The sequence below is a fragment of the Paenisporosarcina sp. genome (genome assembly GCF_049671445.1).
GTDB lineage: Bacteria > Bacillota > Bacilli > Bacillales_A > Planococcaceae > Paenisporosarcina.
Genome location: NZ_JBATUX010000107.1, coordinates 1 through 17,248, shown reverse-complemented (window position 1 = coordinate 17,248; position 17,248 = coordinate 1). Strand labels below are relative to the sequence as shown.

The window sequence follows — 17,248 nt, the reverse complement described above, 5'->3', positions numbered from 1 at the left end:
CTGCAGCATATCTTTCCACACTCCCAATCAGATCAATGGTAGAAACATTGAACGAATTAGGTTATCCTGCTGCCATTTCAAATACTGCAGGAACGTATTTATGCAATAACGTCATGTATGAAGGGCTTCATTATATAAATGAAAACAACTTGAATATCCCTTCAGGATTTATTCACATCCCAGCGTCTCATGAACTTGCCATCCAACACGGCAATATCCCAAGTTGGTCGCATGAAGATTTAAAAGAAAGTATTATTGCATGTATTTCAGCGTTATCTGCTTCACTTAAGTAAAGTGCATTTTAGAAAATGATAATGAATCGAAAACGAAAGAGCGCATTTGCACCTAGCATGCCGTAGGGGAACGTGCAGCCAGTGCAAATGTACGATAATAAAATATAGTTTTACAAAGTGGGAAGTATTCTAACCTGAAAAGGAGAAGCTGAACATGAAGCTGAAATTATTAGTTTTAACAATCCTACTGTGTTTGATAATGCTAGATACTCGTTACGAAGGGAATGAAGTGGCTGCTGTTTCTTTTCACGATAAAGACAATGTTGTAGTTGGTACACCATTAATATTAGTAGACCTTGAAACGAATGAAGTGGTGGGCTATATGCCAAGTGAGTAAAACGGTTTGCAAAATACGATTCTTATGAGTACTCTTGTAAGAATTAAAGAAAGATAGAGAAAGGGGAAAGTGAATATGAGTGGTCACTATAATTTAGAAGAAGCATTACTTGCCGATTACGATCAAACGTGGTCGCACAACGGAGTTTCAGGTGAACGTATCGCGAAGCGCCTAGGTGAATTGTCAAAAATCGGACTGACCGCACAACATGGTGTATCTCGAGTCGGGTTTTCTCCTCTTGAGCAACAAGCTAAAGAGCTAGTAATGAAATGGATGAGAGAAGCAGGAATGACCGTAAGTCAAGACGATGCTGGAAATGTGGTTGGACGAATCGCCGGATTAAATAAAGACGCAGATTCAATTGCATCAGGGTCACATGTTGATAGTGTTCCTGAAGGTGGTCATTTCGATGGACCCCTCGGTGTCATCGCTGCCCTTGAAGTGGCGGAATCTTGGAAAGAGCAAGGAATTACTCCAACGAAACCATACGAAGTCTACATCTTCACCGATGAAGAAGGGACGAGGCTCAATGGTGGTTTAACAGGTAGTCGCGCCATGACGGGTGCACTCGATATGAATACACAAGTGACGTTAAAAGATGCGGATGGATTAACGTTTGAAGAAGTACTAGCGACCACTGGCAAAACTCTAGATGGTTTTTCACAAGCGAAGCGAGAAAATCTAGGGATTGAGCGATTTATCGAAGTACATATTGAACAAGGAAAAAAATTAGAACAAGCAAATTTACCAGTTGGAATCGTCAAAGGAATTGCAGGCCCTTCATGGACAGAAATTAGTTTCGAAGGAAAAGCTGGACATGCCGGCAATACGCCAATGGACGATCGCCTTGATGCACTGACAGCTGCTTCCGAACTTATTTTATATATTGAAAAAGCGCCGTTAATGGTCAGTACTACCGGAGTTGCAACGGTTGGCAAGATGCAAGTTGAACCCAATGGTGCGAATGTGATTCCAGGGAAAGTAACCCTCATCACCGATATTCGTGATATCGAAGAACATTCACGTGACCAAATCGTTTCAAATGTAGTAAATAAAGCACAAGAAATTGCGCATTCTCGAAATATAGAAGTGACAATCACTGAAAAAATGCGCACACCACCAGTACCTATTGGTGAAGAAATGACAGGAATTTTAAATGGCGTGTTCGATGATTTGAATATCGATAAGCAATACCTCGTAAGTGGAGCAGGACACGATGCCATGATGCTAGGTGCGCATATTCCTGTAGCCATGATCTTTGCGCGAAGTAAAGAAGGAGTAAGCCATAATCCAGCAGAATGGACAACACTGACGGATTGCACGATCAGTGCACACGTCCTAAAACAAGCCATTGAAAATGTATGATGCACTAATTAAAAAAGGTCATCCATTAGCCAAATAAATTGGTGCAATGGATGACCTTTTTTATTAATAAGCTCGCTTTTAGCCGCGAGTTATTGGCATAGTACAACATCTAAATGAACCACCAGACTTAATAATCTCTGAGAAATCCACTTCAATTACCTCATATCCGTGACGGCGAATTTCTTCATTGACCTGAGAATTTATCGGCAAGCTAAAGACCTTTTTATTGCCAATAGACAATACATTCGTGCCCAGTGTAAATTGCTCTTCCTTACTCACTTTAATTAGCTTGTAACGACTTGCAAGAAATTTTACAGTTCGGACTTCAAGAGCTTCAGGAAAAATTAATGCTTCAGTTGGAGAAAGAATATTAAAAACACAATCCAAGTGTAAATATTTCGGGACAAAAGGAACCATAATGATTTCATAATCCGGTAAATCCGTTTTAAGCTGTTCAATAGCGGATTGAGATGTTCTGTGGCTTAAACCAATAAAAATGGTTTTCCCATCAATAATGACATCTCCGCCTTCAATATGATTTTGCGCCAATTTTTGAAATGGCACATGGTGCGTATCCAACCATTTTTGAAGAACAGTTTCTTCACCTTGACGAATCGAACTCGCCATCTCAGAAACAAAAGTTTGGTTTCCTAACGTGAAGCCAATATCTCGAGTAAATACTTGTTCCGGGAATGAAGCATTGGCTGGTAATGTAATGACATCCACACCTTCTTCACGCATCTTAGCTACAAAATCATGATGTTGAGTTAACGCACGATCAATATTTATATTGTCATTTATATATTGCTTTTGTACATCATTTATAATTTCATCAATGGCCATAAATTGAGGTTCACACACGATAACTTTTCGTAAAACGTCATATTCGCTCTGACAATTCGATTGAATCGTATCAATACTTTCCATGCTCATCCTGTTGCCCCCATTATTTTGTTTTCGTTTCCTTGTTATTCCCGATTTACAGAATTATTAACGTGTATTTGAAATTATTTTTCAATTCCAAATTAGTTTTAAAAAGAATTTGAACGGGTATTTCGTAACTATGGCTTTAATACGCAAATTGTAGGTGGAGGGAAATGCATGTTAACAAAACAACAAGCTTTATTAACGAAAGAAGATTTTTCAACAAGAACGGATTTACCCGAATGGTTACTTCATGAATATCGGACATTTCATAATATAGTTACGGATAAAACATTTCCATGTTATTTCGGAATGAGTGGAGAGTTAAAAGGCGAATTACGTTATGGCTATATCACACAAGATGATTGGTCTAATTTACCAAAAATAGTCGAAGGTTTTCTAGACTTATTCCAGGATCCTAAACACAAACGTCATGGTTTATTTGTCTTTGTCGAACCGTTTAAAGTTGAAGGAGATTTACAACAATACCGCGATCAATTTTGGGACATCTTACAGTATTTACACGAAGTAGACTCAGTTGAATGGCCAGCAGATGCTCCACGTGACCCTGCACATCATCTATGGGACTTCCGTTTTCAAGGTGAACCAATATTCGTATTCGGAAACGCACCAGCTTACAAACAACGCAAAACACGTCATCTAGGAAATTCAATGATCCTAGGATTCCAACCACGAAGAATTTTCCAAGGCCTTGAAGGAACAGAAAAAGGCGGCATCATGTCACGTGAAAAAGTACGTGAACGAGTGGAAGTGTGGGATCAACTACCAACACATCCAGACATAAGCCATTTTGGTGATCCTAATCACAACGAATGGAAACAATTCTTCATCGGAGACGACATTGAACCTATCAAAGGAAAATGTCCATTCAACCACAAAACCATGTAACATCATCAAATCCACTCCATGGCACAGAGGAGTGGATTTTTTTAAGGACATCCACTTTATGTGGATGTCCCTATTTTTGGAGAACCGCTGATAGTCGACATGAAACCGCTCATAGGCGACAGAATTCCGCTGATAGTCGACACGAAAGCACTCATAGGCGACAGAATTCCGCTGATAGTCGACACGAAACCGCTCATAGACGACCAAGACACGCTATAAAAAAATCGAAAACAGAAAAGCTAATTTGTTAAGGCCATCCACTTGATGTGGATGTCCCTATTTTTGGAGAAGTGCTGATAGTCGACACGAAAGCGCCGATAGACGACAGAAATCCGCCGATAGTCGACAAAGAAACGCTGATAGTCGACAGAAACCCGCTGATAGTCGACACAGAATCGCTCATAGCAAGAGACGTCGCTATAAAAAAATCGAAAACAGAAAAGCTAATTTGTTAAGGACATCCACTGGCTGTGGATGTCCCTATTTTTGGAGAACCGCTGATAGTCGACACGAAAGCGCCGATAGACGACAGAAATCCGCCGATAGTCGACAAAGAATCGCCGATAGCCCCAACATTTCCGCCGATAGTCGACAAAGAACCGCTCATAGCCCCGACATGACAGCTCATAGCCAACAAACCCCCGCGTCCTACAACCTTTGTATTCGCTAAAGGATGCATGTTACACTAGGGCGTAAACTTTAATAATTGAAGGACGTGTTTTAAATGGTAGGACGTAATGATCCGTGTCCATGTGGCAGCGGAAAAAAATACAAAAAGTGTTGTGAGCGTAAACAAGCGGTCTCGATTGAAGAAGTTCGTACAGTTGAGTTAGATCGCGTACTCCAAACTTTTTATGATGAATATCCAGAAAGAAAAGATGTACCTGAGCTCATTACCGTAATCAATGAATGGAAATCTAAATTAGGCAAATACTTACACGAAGAAATGATTGAAGCCATTGCTATCGATGAGTTTTTCTTCCACACGAAACCAGAAATATGGTTGAAATATATTGAAAAACAACAGAAAAAAGCGGTTCGACCAGCTGTAGAAAATGTCTTGGAACATTGGAAAAATCCAACAGTCATTGTTGCAGAAGTTATTAATATTGAAGAACAATTTATGTTAGTGAAAAATATTTTCACAAACGACATGCTTTATCTAAGACGCGAAAGTGAAAAGCCTGTTCCACTTGGCGTGCACGTATTTTGCTTCACATTGCCAGATGTCAGTTTAAAAGACAATCACTACTTAGCCATTTCAAGCTTAATTTTCATTCCAACTGACCACACAGAAGTAGTCATTTCTTTTGCCAAATCACTAGCTGAAAAAACGCAAGAAGAACCAGCTGTTTTCCTGCAAACACATCTCGTTGATTTCTGGGAACGACTTGGAGAAAACGGTTATAGTGGAGGAGAATTTACTGAATTTGAAGCAGGCATCCTAATCGACATCATGGAGCGTCTCGAAAATCAAAATCGTAATCCAAAACCTTTGCTAACCATTATCGAAGACTACTTAGTCACCAACCAACCAAACGCGAGAAAAGAAGCGGCCGTTGCTGCTGGTGCCATTCGATTTGGTCAAGAACATGAACTTTTTGAAGGACCTTATTGGAGTATAAAAGAGATTGCAGAGTGGTATGAAGTATCGACTCACTCCTTAAATAAGTATTATAAAGATATAAATGAGTTTTATTCCGTCAATCAATCAAAATAAGTAGTGTAGCCCGCCGAAGATGCAATTTCGGCGGGCTTTATTGTTGCGTGCTGATGATACTTTATGTCTATAAACATATAGACTAAAAGACTATTTTTAATGTATGATAATGGTAAACGATAGTCTAGGAGGAATAGTTTAATGAAAAAGGGAATGGCAATGCTACTGTCACTAGTTTTAGTGACTGGTTTTATGGGCGCTACACAAGTGGACGCTGCAAAGAAAGGGACATTAAAAACATATAAAAATTGTACGGAAATTAATAAAGATTATCCAGGTGGAATTGCTCGCACATCAAAAGTGAAAAACAAAGGTGGAGCAACTAAATATAAACCGTATGCTAATCAAAAACTATACGATTTAAATAAGAAAAGTGACCGTGATAAAGATTTAATTGCTTGTGAAAGATAATAGCTGAATAGGTAAAGCCCATCGAATCATTTCGATGGGCTTTTCTATACTGTCGAAAACTTTTTTGAAATTATGAACTGACGAAGTCTCCACCATCTATATGAATCGTTTGGCCAATCATGTAACTCGAATCTGTTGAAGCTAAAAATACATAAGCAGGAGCATTTTCTGCAGGTTGACCACGTCTTGCCATAGGCGTGTCATCTCCAGCTTTAGCCACTTCTTCTTTTCCGAATGTTGCAGGAATCAAAGGTGTCCAAATAGGTCCAGGTGCTACTGCGTTTACCCGAATGCCTTTCTCCACTAAATTCAAGGCAAGCGAACGAGTGAAAGTTGTGATGGCACCTTTTGTTGCTGAGTAGTCAATCAAATGTGGCGATCCTCGGTAAGCCGTGACCGAAGAAGTATTAATAATGGCATCTCCCTTGGTTAAATGGGGAAGAGCCGCTTGCGTTAAATAGAACATGGAAAAAATATTAGTCGAGAATGTGTCTTGTAATTGATCAGGTGTAATATCTAGAAAATCTTTCGTTGGGAATTGTTTTCCAGCATTATTGACTAATACATTCAACTGCCCAAATTCTGCAATCACTTGGTCTACCACGTCTTGGCAGTTTTCATCATCGCTTAAATCAGCTGCAATTTTGATTGCTTTTGCTCCGTATCCTTCAACTAACTTCACAGTCTTTTCAGCGTCTTCATGTTCATTTAAATATGCTACGGCAACATTAGCGCCTTCTTTGGCATAAGCAACTGCAACCGCTCGTCCAATTCCGCTATCTCCACCTGTAATGAGCGCAACTTTTCCTGTTAATTTTCCCGATCCTTTATAGTTCTCATCGTCGTAGATAGGCTGAGGATGCATTTCTGATTCAAGTCCAGGTTGTTGATCTTGAGTTTGTCCGTCAATTTGTTCATGAATTTTCTCGTATTTATCTTTCGTCATAGTTAGCCTCCTAGTAGTATTGATATCCAAATTATTCCCTAGAATTGTCTATTCAAACGTGTAAAAAAACGTTGCCTCGAAGACAACGTTTTTGATGTTGATTATAAAGATGAACTAAGTTGTGTTAACACACCGACAATACCTAAGATGGTGAGGGCTAGAACACCGTCAAAGTATAGGTAGCGACGTTCTGAAAGTGAGCCCGTTTTTTTCATATGTCTTCGAATGAAAGCTCCTAAAACAAAGACTCCAATAACAGCAACAATTTTAGCAAATAACCAATATCCCCATGTTGTCGTCCATAAACTGGAGAGATTTGGAGCTAGTAGCCAAGCATAAATACTACCTGTTACCGTTAAACTGATGATGCTAACTAAAGCCATTTTTGAAAATGTGGGAACAAACGCTTCAGCCGACCCTTTTTTCCACAATGTGAGGATATAAAATAATCCCGCTATCCATAGTGCTGACAACAATAAATGGATGAAATTCAAGCCCACTGTCACTACAGGAACAGCTGTAGCAATCGCATGACTGTTTAAGCTTTTAGCGATTAAAATTCCTGCTACCCATGCTACATCCACATATCGATTTCTTCCAAGTATATAAAGTCCCAATACCGTTATGACGAGAGCGGCAGTCCAAAACTGACCAACTTCTGTTCGGAGAAATAAATCTTGCCATGAAATACCTTCGAACACCTGTGTAAAGTTTCGTGCTTGTGACCATGTAAAAAGTGCAAGCAATGCCAGATGGAGCAATTGCATTTTCGCCAAGAATGGAACTTTATGTCCCTGGAATCTCCATAATAATGAACCTGTTAATAGTAGTAGAGAAAGTAAATATAGTGACTTAATAATAGAAGTAAGAGGGGTAGCAGTCTGTTCGCTCTCAGCTTCATCCATAGATGGTGAAGACTTAGTCATAGTCGTTTGTTCAACAGTTTTAGTTTTTTCTTCCTCAGCAGAATCTTTGGTAACGGGAGAAATTACTGCCGACTCATTTGAAGAGATAGGAGGTACTTCCTTTTCTTTAACTGTAAAAGAAATACTTCCTTCAATCGGGTGGCCATCTTTAGAAATCACCGAGTAAGGAATGGTAATTAATCCACTAATTTGATCAGTAAGACTAATAGTTAACTCATTTCTTGATGAATTTAAAGAAGGTTCTCCATTTGCCACAGATACCATTTCTACATTGAGCGCATCTATTTCAAATACTTGATTATCTATTGGCGTAGTAAATGTAAGAACTACTTCTGTAGGCGCAGTATCTAGGATAGCTCCGTTAGCAGGAGAGCTCGATGCTAAATCTGCATGTGCACCGACGGTTGTTGAAAATGTAAATATACTCAATGCCATACATAAAATCATGATAATATTCTTCATCTTACTCACCTCGTCCTCGTTATCTTTAATAGAAAACGAAGGAAAGGTCTGAAAAGATTAGTTTCTATCAAAAAAATACAACATGAGCACGGTAATACAGGATTTGTAAGGATGACTAGCGAATTAATTTGAACAAGGGGGATTACCAAATGAAAAATATCATTAGCCGAATATTATTTATAACAGGAATCGTCGTCATCGTCTTAGGATTTTTTCTTCCATTTATAGTCTCTCAACCAGACGTTATAAATGACACTAGTTATTTACATACTAACTTCACGCTTTCGTTTTTATTAGCACATGTCGCAATCGGAATTTTATTAATAGGCATGTCAGAAATGATTAAGCTTTTGCAAGTTTTAGTAAACCATCAAGGAATTCAGAACATTCCACCTGTAAAATCGTTCGTACGAAAAGATCAGCATAAAAAGGGAGTACCAGCGACAATTAAAACGGAAATTATCGACTTTTATGCAGCTCAATTAATTAAGATTGATGATATACAAGAAACAACCCTCGAAGATATATATGTGGTTACACGCGGGGAAGAGAAAGAGTTAATAGAGCTTGGTGGCTTCCGCCCGATTATTATGACGAAAAGTCGTTTAAACAAACACCCAGAGTTGAAAGAATTATTGGAATAGATTGTTACGTTTTTGAAATACAATTAAGGGTATATCTAGTTGTAGAGATAACTTAACTAAAGAACGGAGAATATAGATGAAACCAATAGTAGGAATTACAGCAGAAGTAAAACCAGATGGCAGCTACTATATGCCGCCTGTATACCCAAATGCAATTACACAAGCGGGAGGAATTCCATTATTAATTCCACTTGTACCTGGAAATGATTTAGAAGCAATGTGCAAACAAATCGACGCGCTATTTGTAACAGGCGGCGAAGACATAGATCCTGCTTATTATGGTCAAGACCCACATGTTCATTTAGGCAAAATTGCACCAAGATTAGATGCAATGGAACATGAACTTGTTCAAAAAATGTTAGAACTTGATAAACCATATATCGGTGTATGTCGAGGACTTCACATGCTAAACGTAGCTACTGGAGGCTCGCTTTACCAAAGTATCCATTCGCAACGTGAAGAAGAGGTAATGCAACATAAACAAGATGCGGAAAGAACACATCGTTCACATCCTGTAAAAGTAGAAAAAGATAGCCGCATGTACGAAATGCTTCAAGAAGATGAATTTAGAGTGAATTCATACCACCACCAAGCTTGTAATGAAGTAACTGGACCATTAAGAGTTGTTGCCCGTGCAACAGACGGCATCGTTGAAGGTGTTGAAAGTACAGAACATTCCTTCGTTTTTGGTTTCCAATGGCATCCAGAAGAATTCGCACAAGCCGGAGACGAGCCATCAAAACGCATCTTCAAAGCATATATCGACGCAGCAACAAAACGCAAAAACAAATAAAGAATAGAGCTTCTGGCATTTGCCAGAAGCTTTTTTTGTTGGATAAAAGATAGTTTCGCTCATAGAAATGACAAAACCGCTGATAGTCGACAAGAATCCGCTCATAGGAATTAAAAATCCGCTGATAGTCGACAAGAATCCGCTCATAGAGAGACTAAAACCGCCGATAGTCGACAAAGATCCGCTCATAGACCCTTAATAGATGCGACATCAACGTAGCAACAAAAAGAAAAATAAATAAAGCGAAACAGAGCTTCTGGCATCTGCCAGAAGCTTTGTTGTTAGATAAGATAGATTCGCTATAAAGATATTGGAAAACCGAAAAGCTAATTTGTTAAGAACATCCACTGGATGTGGATGTTCCTATTTTTGGTGAACCGCTCATAGTCGACAAGAAAACGCTGATAGTCGACAAGAATCCGCTCATAGAACAAAGAAAACCGCCGATAGTCGACATAAATCCGCTGATAGTCGACATAAAACCGCTCATAGATAACATCAAAAAAACCTTCAGGCCATGAGCCTGAAGGTTTTACACGCTTAGTTTTGAATTGTCAAAGAAATCATGGATGATATCTTCATCAGAATGTGGAATATATTCGCCACGCACAATTTGCGCACCGTTAATACAACCACTAGTCAGTAAAACGATATCTCCTGGTTTACTTGCTTCCAAAGCTTTGATTACGGCTTCGTGACGAGAAGGAGCTGTAAGAACTTCTTGCAGATAAGGTACTGTAAATCCTTTCACTACTGCATCAACAACATCCCATGGATCATTTTCTCCAGGATGATCGACTGATACGACTAAGACATCAGCTTTGCCTTCAGCGGTTTTCGCCATTTTAGGCATTTTGGCAAAATCGCGGATGCCAATTCCGGTGATTAATGTTATCAATCGTTCGTGCGGCAATTGTTTAACAGCCTTCATGATGGCTTCTAAAGCAACTGGGGTATGTGCATAGTCTAAAACGATTAAACGATTTTCAGGTCCGTGAATAACTTGGAAACGACCATCGACTTGTTGCATTTTTGGTAACGCCAATAAGATTTTTTCAAGAGGAACTCCAGCCAATATCGCAGCACCTATCGCAGAAACTAAATTTCCGACATTGTATTCTCCGTATATTGGGATACGAATTGAATGAGATTGCCCTTTATAAAGCAATTCAAATGACATGCCATCTGCAAGATGATGGAGGTTTGTCCAAATTAAATCTGCATGTGAGTTTATATTAGATGAGTAAGTAAGCAATGTACCTTGAACAACTTGAATAATGTCTTTGCTCATGCCGGCATCGTCTAAATTGACAACACTTGCTTTAGCTTGAGTAAATAAGCGAAGTTTACACATCTTATAATGGTCGAATGTTTTATGATACTCCATATGTTCTTCAGAAATATTTGTATGAATGGCGACGTCAAACTCAAATCCACCTACTCGATGTTGATCTAATGCAATCGAAGAAACTTCCATTGCAGCAGCTTTATCTCCACGCTTGATAAGCTCACTAAAAATGGCTTGAACATCTGAAGATATCGGAGTTGTGGGTGTGCTTTTTTTAATATGAAGTACTTCTTTTGATGTGAAAATGCCATTCGTTCCAAGCATTCCACAAGGCAAACCTAACAAATTAAATAAGTTTCGAACATATGTGGCTACCGTAGTTTTACCATTCGTACCCGTTACACCTACTTTGAATAAATGATCAGAAGCGTGATCAAAAAATTCGATAGCTGTATAGGCTAATGCTTCACGAGAATCTCGAACCAATACAAAAGAAATGTTGGAATGTAAAGATGCATACTTTTCGATTGTTACTTTGTCGGACCCTACAACAGTTGTGGCTCCGTTTTGAATAGCTTCATCTATGTATAAGTGTCCATCGGTTTCTTCACCGATAACACAAAAAAAGGCAAACTGGTGTTGTACATCTCTTGAATCGTATACAATCCCATCTGTTGATTGAGACGTAGGCCCATATACATGGAGCATTTTAATTTGGGGAAGTTGTGTCCATTGAATATCCATAAAAGGCTCCTTTTGTTCAATAAGATAAATTTAATTGTAACATTACACATGCTAAAAATGTAGCAAATTTCGACAAAATGCGAGTTTTGTCCCATACCTCTTTCTTTATCCTTTTTCCAACTTTCTAAAACGTCTTTCGATATAAATTAGTATGCTTTAAAATCATCAAGCAATGCCTTATAAAAAATGTTTAAAGGATTTTTTTAATTCATGAAGAACTTCTGTATAAGGAGGTGCTGGATTAATGAAGATATTAGTATTAGGTGGAACGTCATTTGTTGGACGCTATTTAGTAGAAGCTGCAGAAAAAAATGGGCATGAAGTGGTGTTATTTAATCGTGGGAAAACCAATTCAGAAGTATTTAAACACTTACGCCATATTCAAGGTGATCGCAGACAAGATGCACATTTAGTAGGGGAAGAAGAGTGGGATGCAGTATTTGATACGTGTGCATATTCTCCACAAGACTTACAACCAATGCTGGATGTATTAAAAAACAAAACAAAAACCTATATGTTTATCTCAACAATTTCGGTTTATGATGACTATAAAAATGGCAGACCACACGAATCAAGTTCGAAATTCACTCAACATATCGAAACAGATGAAGTGACTGGAGCTACATATGGTCCATTAAAAGTGATGTGTGAACAACTAGTGAACGACACATTTAATGAACATGCCTTAATCATTCGTCCTTGTATAGTAGTAGGTCCGCATGATCCGACAGATCGTTTTACGTATTATGCACAAAAATTAGGTGTAGCCGGTAAAGTCGCTGTACCGGGAGGAAATGAACCACATAGGAAAGTTCAGTGGATTGATGTACGTGATATGGCAAAGTGGATTGTGCAAAAGGTTGTGGAAGGCAAAACAGGAACATTTAACGTTGCTTCAAACCCGGTGTCGATGAATGAATTTATCGATGAAATTGCTAGTGTGGATATCGAAAAAGTGTGGGTGTCTGATGACGTTTTGGAATCAGCTGATTTAGGTGTGAGAAGATATCCATTTTGGATGCCTATTTCGAAAGATTTTCCCGAAGGATTTTTTGTAGTTGAAAATCAACATGCAGTGGACAACGGATTAACTTTCCGTCTATTAACTGAGACGGCCCAAGATACACGGGATTGGGCATTAAACCGAGAACTAAAAGCAGGTCCGACACCACAACAAGAGCAAGCATTTCTCAAAAACAAGTAGTCGATTTGTCACGAGAAACCTTTGAGAAGTTCAATAATATAGTGTATACTTGATTCAGAAAGACTAGGTGTGTCAGCACCTAGTCAACAATCGCTCATGTACGAAATAGCGGTTGGTCCAATTTAAGATAGAAATAGTCGTCTCGCCTAACCAGTGAGGACGGCTATTTCTTTTTAGCGAAGAAAATGACTAGTGAAACAACGATTGAGAACCCACCGATCATCACAGTTGCAAGCTGCATGAGCAAAGTCATCGATTCAAAATATGTCATAGGCATCACCCCCATTCTCATGGAAGTGACCAATCCGCTACCTCTCATAGGCCATTGTTTTTATTATTATAACACAAATAGAATGTATGTTCGTATTTTGGGAATAAAAAAGTTTGTTTAGTTCTTAGTCTATCTAATACAAAATTGCCCAGATGAAATTAAAAAACAGCTACTAATCTAAGTAGCAGTTCCTCAGTTGACAATATCCTCAAATATTCACCACAAAACAATCATTTCCAAGTAAAACCTTTGTCGTGCAAGAATGTTTTCAAATGTGTGCGTCTAGGTACTTTTAAAAATTCAGCCATAGATTTAGTCCAATTTGTTGCTTTTTGATTAGAACTTCTAGACGCATAATATTCTTCTAACGTTTTATCGTAAGCGGGTAACAATGTCTGATATTTTTCACTGTTATAGCTATTTTCATGAAGGATCGCATCGACAGGTAAACGAGGTTTCACTTCATGTTGTTCATCTGGAACTCCCATAGTCATCGCAAACACAGGAAATACGTTTGTTGGGAGATTCAATAGTTCGCTAATCTCAGCAGGACTATTTCTCACTCCTCCTATATAACAAATACCATATCCTTTAGATTCAGCTGCAATGGCTAAATTTTGTGCGAAAAGGGCAATATCTATCGTTCCAACCATTACATTTTCAGCACTATCGGTTACAATTGAAGTATCATTTAATTGACCAGCAATGCGAAGTCGTTCAAAGTCTACACAGCATACAAATACGGCGCCGGCTGTTTCCATCTGTTGTGGATTTTTTGAATAGTCACCAAGTTTTTTCTTTATTTGATTATCAGTCACCCAAATCACACTATAAGCTTGAACAAAATGTGAACTTGCTGCATGTTGAGCGACAGAGATGAGTTCAAAGATTTCTTCTTTTGAAAGTTTAGTGTTTTTATATTTGCGAATAGAGGTATGGGAAGATAATAGATTTAATACCATTAAAATCAGCTCCTTTTATGTATCGTACCAGAAGGAAGCGTAGATTGAGAAGGAGAGACCTTGTGTGCATCAAAATAATGACCTTTACCATCACCTACTAAATAAAGCGAAACAATTAACGGACGACTGGTATAACTCGATTGACAAATCATCAGCTACCGGTGTCTATGCATCAACAGATGAAACAGTTATCGCTCGATTAAAAGCTCAGAACTATAGCTTTCACGAACATCTAATTCAAGTATTTGTTGAAGAAGATGAGTCCTTTTTTCATTCTTTTGAAGAATGGGTCAATGAAATTGCTTCAGACTTAGGACATCAAACAACTCCAACTCATATCATTTTACGAGAATTTTTAAATGTTCAAGACCAATATGTTTCTATGATTACAGGTTTTGCAAAAGAAAATGAAGATAAATATTCAAATCGCGAAGTGAATTTATGGATTTCCATTGTTCTTAAAGCATTTGGCAAAATTATAACGAGGTTTGTTGAAGTTCATGATATGTTAGCCACTAAAAGATTAAAAAGCCAACAAGCTTTAATTAATGAATTGAGTGCTCCTGTCATTCAGCTACAAGCTCATATGGGTTTATTACCGGTAGTTGGTGAAATAGACACTCAACGAGCTAAATACTTACTTGAAAACACACTTAGCGAATGTACTAATAAAGGGATTACTCATCTATTCATTGATTTATCAGGCGTAAATATGATTGATACGATGGTAGCTATGCAGATTTTCCAATTAATAGATGCTCTAAAAATTGTAGGTGTTAAGACGACGTTGTCTGGTGTAAGACCTGAAATTGCCTTAACAGCTGTAAATCTCGGATTAGATTTCAAAGATATAAAAATCGCAGGAAATTTATCGCAAGCATTACAAATAAAATAAATTCTAAAAGCCTTTGAGAAATTTAACAAAGGCTTTTTATTATGTCGATTATTACAAAGAAATTAAATATTCTCAAAAGTGTTTAGGTTTCTAAATTGGTGGGGTAGATAGATTGTAAACACAAATCATTAGGAGGAATCACCATGAACTTAGAATCAAATCGCAAAATTGAAGTAGCTCGTACAGAAGATGAAATGTATGAAAAATTAGAGCAATTAAAAGCGCATGGTTATGCTGAAAGTGATATTCACGTGATTTCTAAAGAACATTCTCATATGAGCACGTTAAATCGACATTCTGAAGTAGCAACACACGAAGCCGGTACGTTTATGGATAAATTTAAATCTTGGTTTACTGGTGAAGATGCAGTTACTGAGGGATTACGCAAATTAGATTTAAATGAAGCTGAAACTGAACGTTACTCAAAAGATGTAGCGAGTGGTGGATTTGTCCTTTATACAGAAGGATTGAAAGAAGGAGTTGTCAATTCACCTGAGAGTGAATTTGAACAAGGGTATGATACATTAGGAGCGACTGGAAACAGTTATGAATCTTACAGTGGAGAAGAACGACATGTTCAACCAACTGAACCAGGCTTTGAAGATACGACTCGCAATGACACACATGTTTCCACAAATACAGAATTTGTTGAATCAAGATTCAATGAAACTGATTCAAACGTAACAGGTAATGAACATTTCACAGGACAAAATGAATCAACAACATTTGGTGCTGAAGAACCACGTAGCGAAACAACATTGGACAATCACAATGATGAACCACAAAGTAAATACTCGCAAGAGCAAGGTTTTGCACCGTCGACAAATGACTTTGTCAATGAAACAGATGGTCGCTTTGATGAACCTCAAGATCGTTTTGCGCGAGGTGAAACGTTTGCAACTGATCCATACTTAGCTAGAGAAGAAGACCATATCGGCCATTCGACGCAAGAAGATAAAATGGTGCAAGAACATCGTCCAACAACTGACGAAAGAATCACAAATGAGCAACAAACGGATGGTTTCCAATCTCCTGGTGCGGATCCGAATTTAGGGCCAGCTGCTTTTGGAGTTAATACTGAAGAAAACGAATTCCCTTCTGGAGACATGAAGAATGATTTTGACAAAGATCCACGTGTCCAAGGAGACAATGAAGAACGAGTGTTCGGCACAGAATACACTTCAGGCAAGCACAATGAACCAACGAATAAATTTGAAGAAAACAAGTTAAATGAAGTAAGTAATACAAACACTGATGAATATGAAGAAACTGGCTATGAACAAGATGGACATGGTAATGCATTTGCATTTGACACGAATTCAACAGATAATGAAATTTTATCTGGCGGAGTCGACGATGATGAAGAAGATGTAACAACAGACAAATACAAAGAACGCTTAGAAAGTGACAAAATTCGTAGCGAAGTTCACCCTAACAATAAATTATTTTAATCTTTATGGGCATACTATAAACTAATACCAACTTGGCTATAAGACCCCCTTATAGATAAAAACCCCTTGCAGAATTCAGCGACTGCGAGGGGTTTTTCACGTTAATAAATGAATGAAGCTACTAGTAGACAATTTGCATAGGTAATTAGTTCTTTTATGCTACTATATGTATACGAGATTGCATCGATTTAGCATAGGGGTGTTGAACATGTCAACTATTAAAAGTGAACACTATTTTAGAAGACTAGATGAAGTTGCAGAAGAAGTAATTTCTTTACTTAGTGAATCAATGGACATCAATACTATCTTTTTAGCAAGTAACGATAAATATTCGAATTTCATCGTAAAATCGTTTAATCGAAAAGCAATATTACTGCGCCAAGGGGAATCCACCCCTTTTAAGGATGTTCTTTGTAAATTAGCCGTAGAAAATGGATCTGAACCTGTAGTAATAACTAACTTAGCTAATAATCCATTAACCATAAACCATCCAGTTACTCAGAATGTTGGAAATGGTTGCTTTATGGGGGCACCTATTTTTCAAGGCAATGGTGAGATATATGGAACCATATGTGCTTTCGATACGAAACCTTATGACTTCTCGGCATATGATGTAAAGCTCATAAAAACTTTGAGTTTATTATTGAGCCAATCGATTATTTTAGAAGATTTAATGGTCCATGATTATTTAACAGGTTTATAC

General features: G+C 38.0%; 17 protein-coding genes and 1 pseudogene. 12 read left to right on the top strand and 6 right to left on the bottom strand.

What is annotated here, in order from left to right:
- From WBG45_RS12945 to WBG45_RS12935, 3 genes and pseudogenes are all read left to right on the top strand, one after another.
- Positions 1 to 293: pseudogene (locus tag WBG45_RS12945) on the top strand (pyroglutamyl-peptidase I); the annotation flags it as partial.
- 154 nt (positions 294 to 447) lie between these two features.
- The gene (locus WBG45_RS12940; protein WP_424415174.1) at positions 448 to 630 is read left to right on the top strand and encodes a hypothetical protein; all 183 of its coding nucleotides are present in this window, start codon (positions 448 to 450) and stop codon (positions 628 to 630) included.
- A 75-nt stretch (positions 631 to 705) separates the two neighbouring features.
- On the top strand, positions 706 to 1,995 hold the full coding sequence (locus WBG45_RS12935; protein ID WP_424415172.1) for a Zn-dependent hydrolase: 1,290 nt from the start codon (positions 706 to 708) through the stop codon (positions 1,993 to 1,995).
- Positions 1,996 to 2,073: 78 nt separating this feature from the next.
- On the opposite strand, the gene WBG45_RS12930 is transcribed toward WBG45_RS12935, so the two are convergent.
- Positions 2,074 to 2,928, bottom strand: coding sequence for a dimethylarginine dimethylaminohydrolase family protein (locus tag WBG45_RS12930; RefSeq protein WP_424415170.1), 855 nt, complete (start codon positions 2,926 to 2,928; stop codon positions 2,074 to 2,076).
- 168 nt (positions 2,929 to 3,096) lie between these two features.
- Between WBG45_RS12930 and WBG45_RS12925 the strand changes: the two genes are divergently transcribed.
- Positions 3,097 to 3,828, top strand: a complete 732-nt coding sequence (locus WBG45_RS12925) for a YqcI/YcgG family protein (protein ID WP_424415169.1) — start codon at positions 3,097 to 3,099, stop codon at positions 3,826 to 3,828.
- A gap of 451 nt (positions 3,829 to 4,279) precedes the next feature.
- On the opposite strand, the gene WBG45_RS12920 is transcribed toward WBG45_RS12925, so the two are convergent.
- A complete protein-coding gene (locus tag WBG45_RS12920) occupies positions 4,280 to 4,456 on the bottom strand; it encodes a hypothetical protein (RefSeq protein ID WP_424415167.1) in 177 nt (58 codons plus the stop codon).
- A gap of 96 nt (positions 4,457 to 4,552) precedes the next feature.
- On the opposite strand from WBG45_RS12920, the gene WBG45_RS12915 reads away from it, so the two are divergent.
- The gene (locus WBG45_RS12915) at positions 4,553 to 5,548 is read left to right on the top strand and encodes a YecA family protein (RefSeq protein WP_424415165.1); all 996 of its coding nucleotides are present in this window, start codon (positions 4,553 to 4,555) and stop codon (positions 5,546 to 5,548) included.
- 141 nt (positions 5,549 to 5,689) lie between these two features.
- Positions 5,690 to 5,959, top strand: a complete 270-nt coding sequence (locus WBG45_RS12910) for an excalibur calcium-binding domain-containing protein (protein WP_424415163.1) — start codon at positions 5,690 to 5,692, stop codon at positions 5,957 to 5,959.
- A gap of 70 nt (positions 5,960 to 6,029) precedes the next feature.
- On the opposite strand, the gene WBG45_RS12905 is transcribed toward WBG45_RS12910, so the two are convergent.
- Entirely contained in the window at positions 6,030 to 6,905 is an 876-nt protein-coding gene (locus WBG45_RS12905; protein ID WP_424415162.1) for an SDR family oxidoreductase, read from the bottom strand.
- A 101-nt stretch (positions 6,906 to 7,006) separates the two neighbouring features.
- Complete coding sequence (locus WBG45_RS12900) at positions 7,007 to 8,293, bottom strand: copper resistance CopC/CopD family protein (protein WP_424415160.1); 1,287 nt, start codon at positions 8,291 to 8,293, stop codon at positions 7,007 to 7,009.
- A 149-nt stretch (positions 8,294 to 8,442) separates the two neighbouring features.
- On the opposite strand from WBG45_RS12900, the gene WBG45_RS12895 reads away from it, so the two are divergent.
- Together WBG45_RS12895 and WBG45_RS12890 are read left to right on the top strand one after the other, a co-directional pair.
- Positions 8,443 to 8,937 carry a hypothetical protein gene (locus WBG45_RS12895; protein WP_424415158.1) on the top strand — a complete coding sequence of 165 codons (495 nt, stop codon included), beginning with the start codon at positions 8,443 to 8,445 and terminating at the stop codon, positions 8,935 to 8,937.
- A 76-nt stretch (positions 8,938 to 9,013) separates the two neighbouring features.
- Positions 9,014 to 9,730: a gamma-glutamyl-gamma-aminobutyrate hydrolase family protein gene (locus WBG45_RS12890; RefSeq protein ID WP_424415156.1), complete on the top strand. Its 717-nt coding sequence runs from the start codon at positions 9,014 to 9,016 to the stop codon at positions 9,728 to 9,730.
- 532 nt (positions 9,731 to 10,262) lie between these two features.
- Here the strand turns inward: WBG45_RS12890 and WBG45_RS12885 are convergent.
- Positions 10,263 to 11,762, bottom strand: a complete 1,500-nt coding sequence (locus WBG45_RS12885; protein ID WP_424415155.1) for a UDP-N-acetylmuramoyl-L-alanyl-D-glutamate--2,6-diaminopimelate ligase — start codon at positions 11,760 to 11,762, stop codon at positions 10,263 to 10,265.
- Positions 11,763 to 12,006: 244 nt separating this feature from the next.
- Between WBG45_RS12885 and WBG45_RS12880 the strand changes: the two genes are divergently transcribed.
- Positions 12,007 to 12,966 carry an NAD-dependent epimerase/dehydratase family protein gene (locus tag WBG45_RS12880; RefSeq protein WP_424415153.1) on the top strand — a complete coding sequence of 320 codons (960 nt, stop codon included), beginning with the start codon at positions 12,007 to 12,009 and terminating at the stop codon, positions 12,964 to 12,966.
- A 501-nt stretch (positions 12,967 to 13,467) separates the two neighbouring features.
- Here the strand turns inward: WBG45_RS12880 and WBG45_RS12875 are convergent.
- The gene (locus WBG45_RS12875) at positions 13,468 to 14,199 is read right to left on the bottom strand and encodes an NADPH-dependent oxidoreductase (RefSeq protein ID WP_424415151.1); all 732 of its coding nucleotides are present in this window, start codon (positions 14,197 to 14,199) and stop codon (positions 13,468 to 13,470) included.
- A gap of 64 nt (positions 14,200 to 14,263) precedes the next feature.
- Here WBG45_RS12875 and WBG45_RS12870 point away from each other — a divergent pair, with 64 nt between their 5' ends.
- From WBG45_RS12870 to WBG45_RS12860, 3 genes are all read left to right on the top strand, one after another.
- The gene (locus WBG45_RS12870) at positions 14,264 to 15,094 is read left to right on the top strand and encodes an STAS domain-containing protein (protein WP_424415149.1); all 831 of its coding nucleotides are present in this window, start codon (positions 14,264 to 14,266) and stop codon (positions 15,092 to 15,094) included.
- 143 nt (positions 15,095 to 15,237) lie between these two features.
- Entirely contained in the window at positions 15,238 to 16,545 is a 1,308-nt protein-coding gene (locus tag WBG45_RS12865; RefSeq protein ID WP_424415147.1) for a general stress protein, read from the top strand.
- A 208-nt stretch (positions 16,546 to 16,753) separates the two neighbouring features.
- Positions 16,754 to 17,248: GAF domain-containing protein (locus tag WBG45_RS12860; RefSeq protein WP_424415145.1), on the top strand; the 495-nt coding region annotated here is incomplete at its 3' end.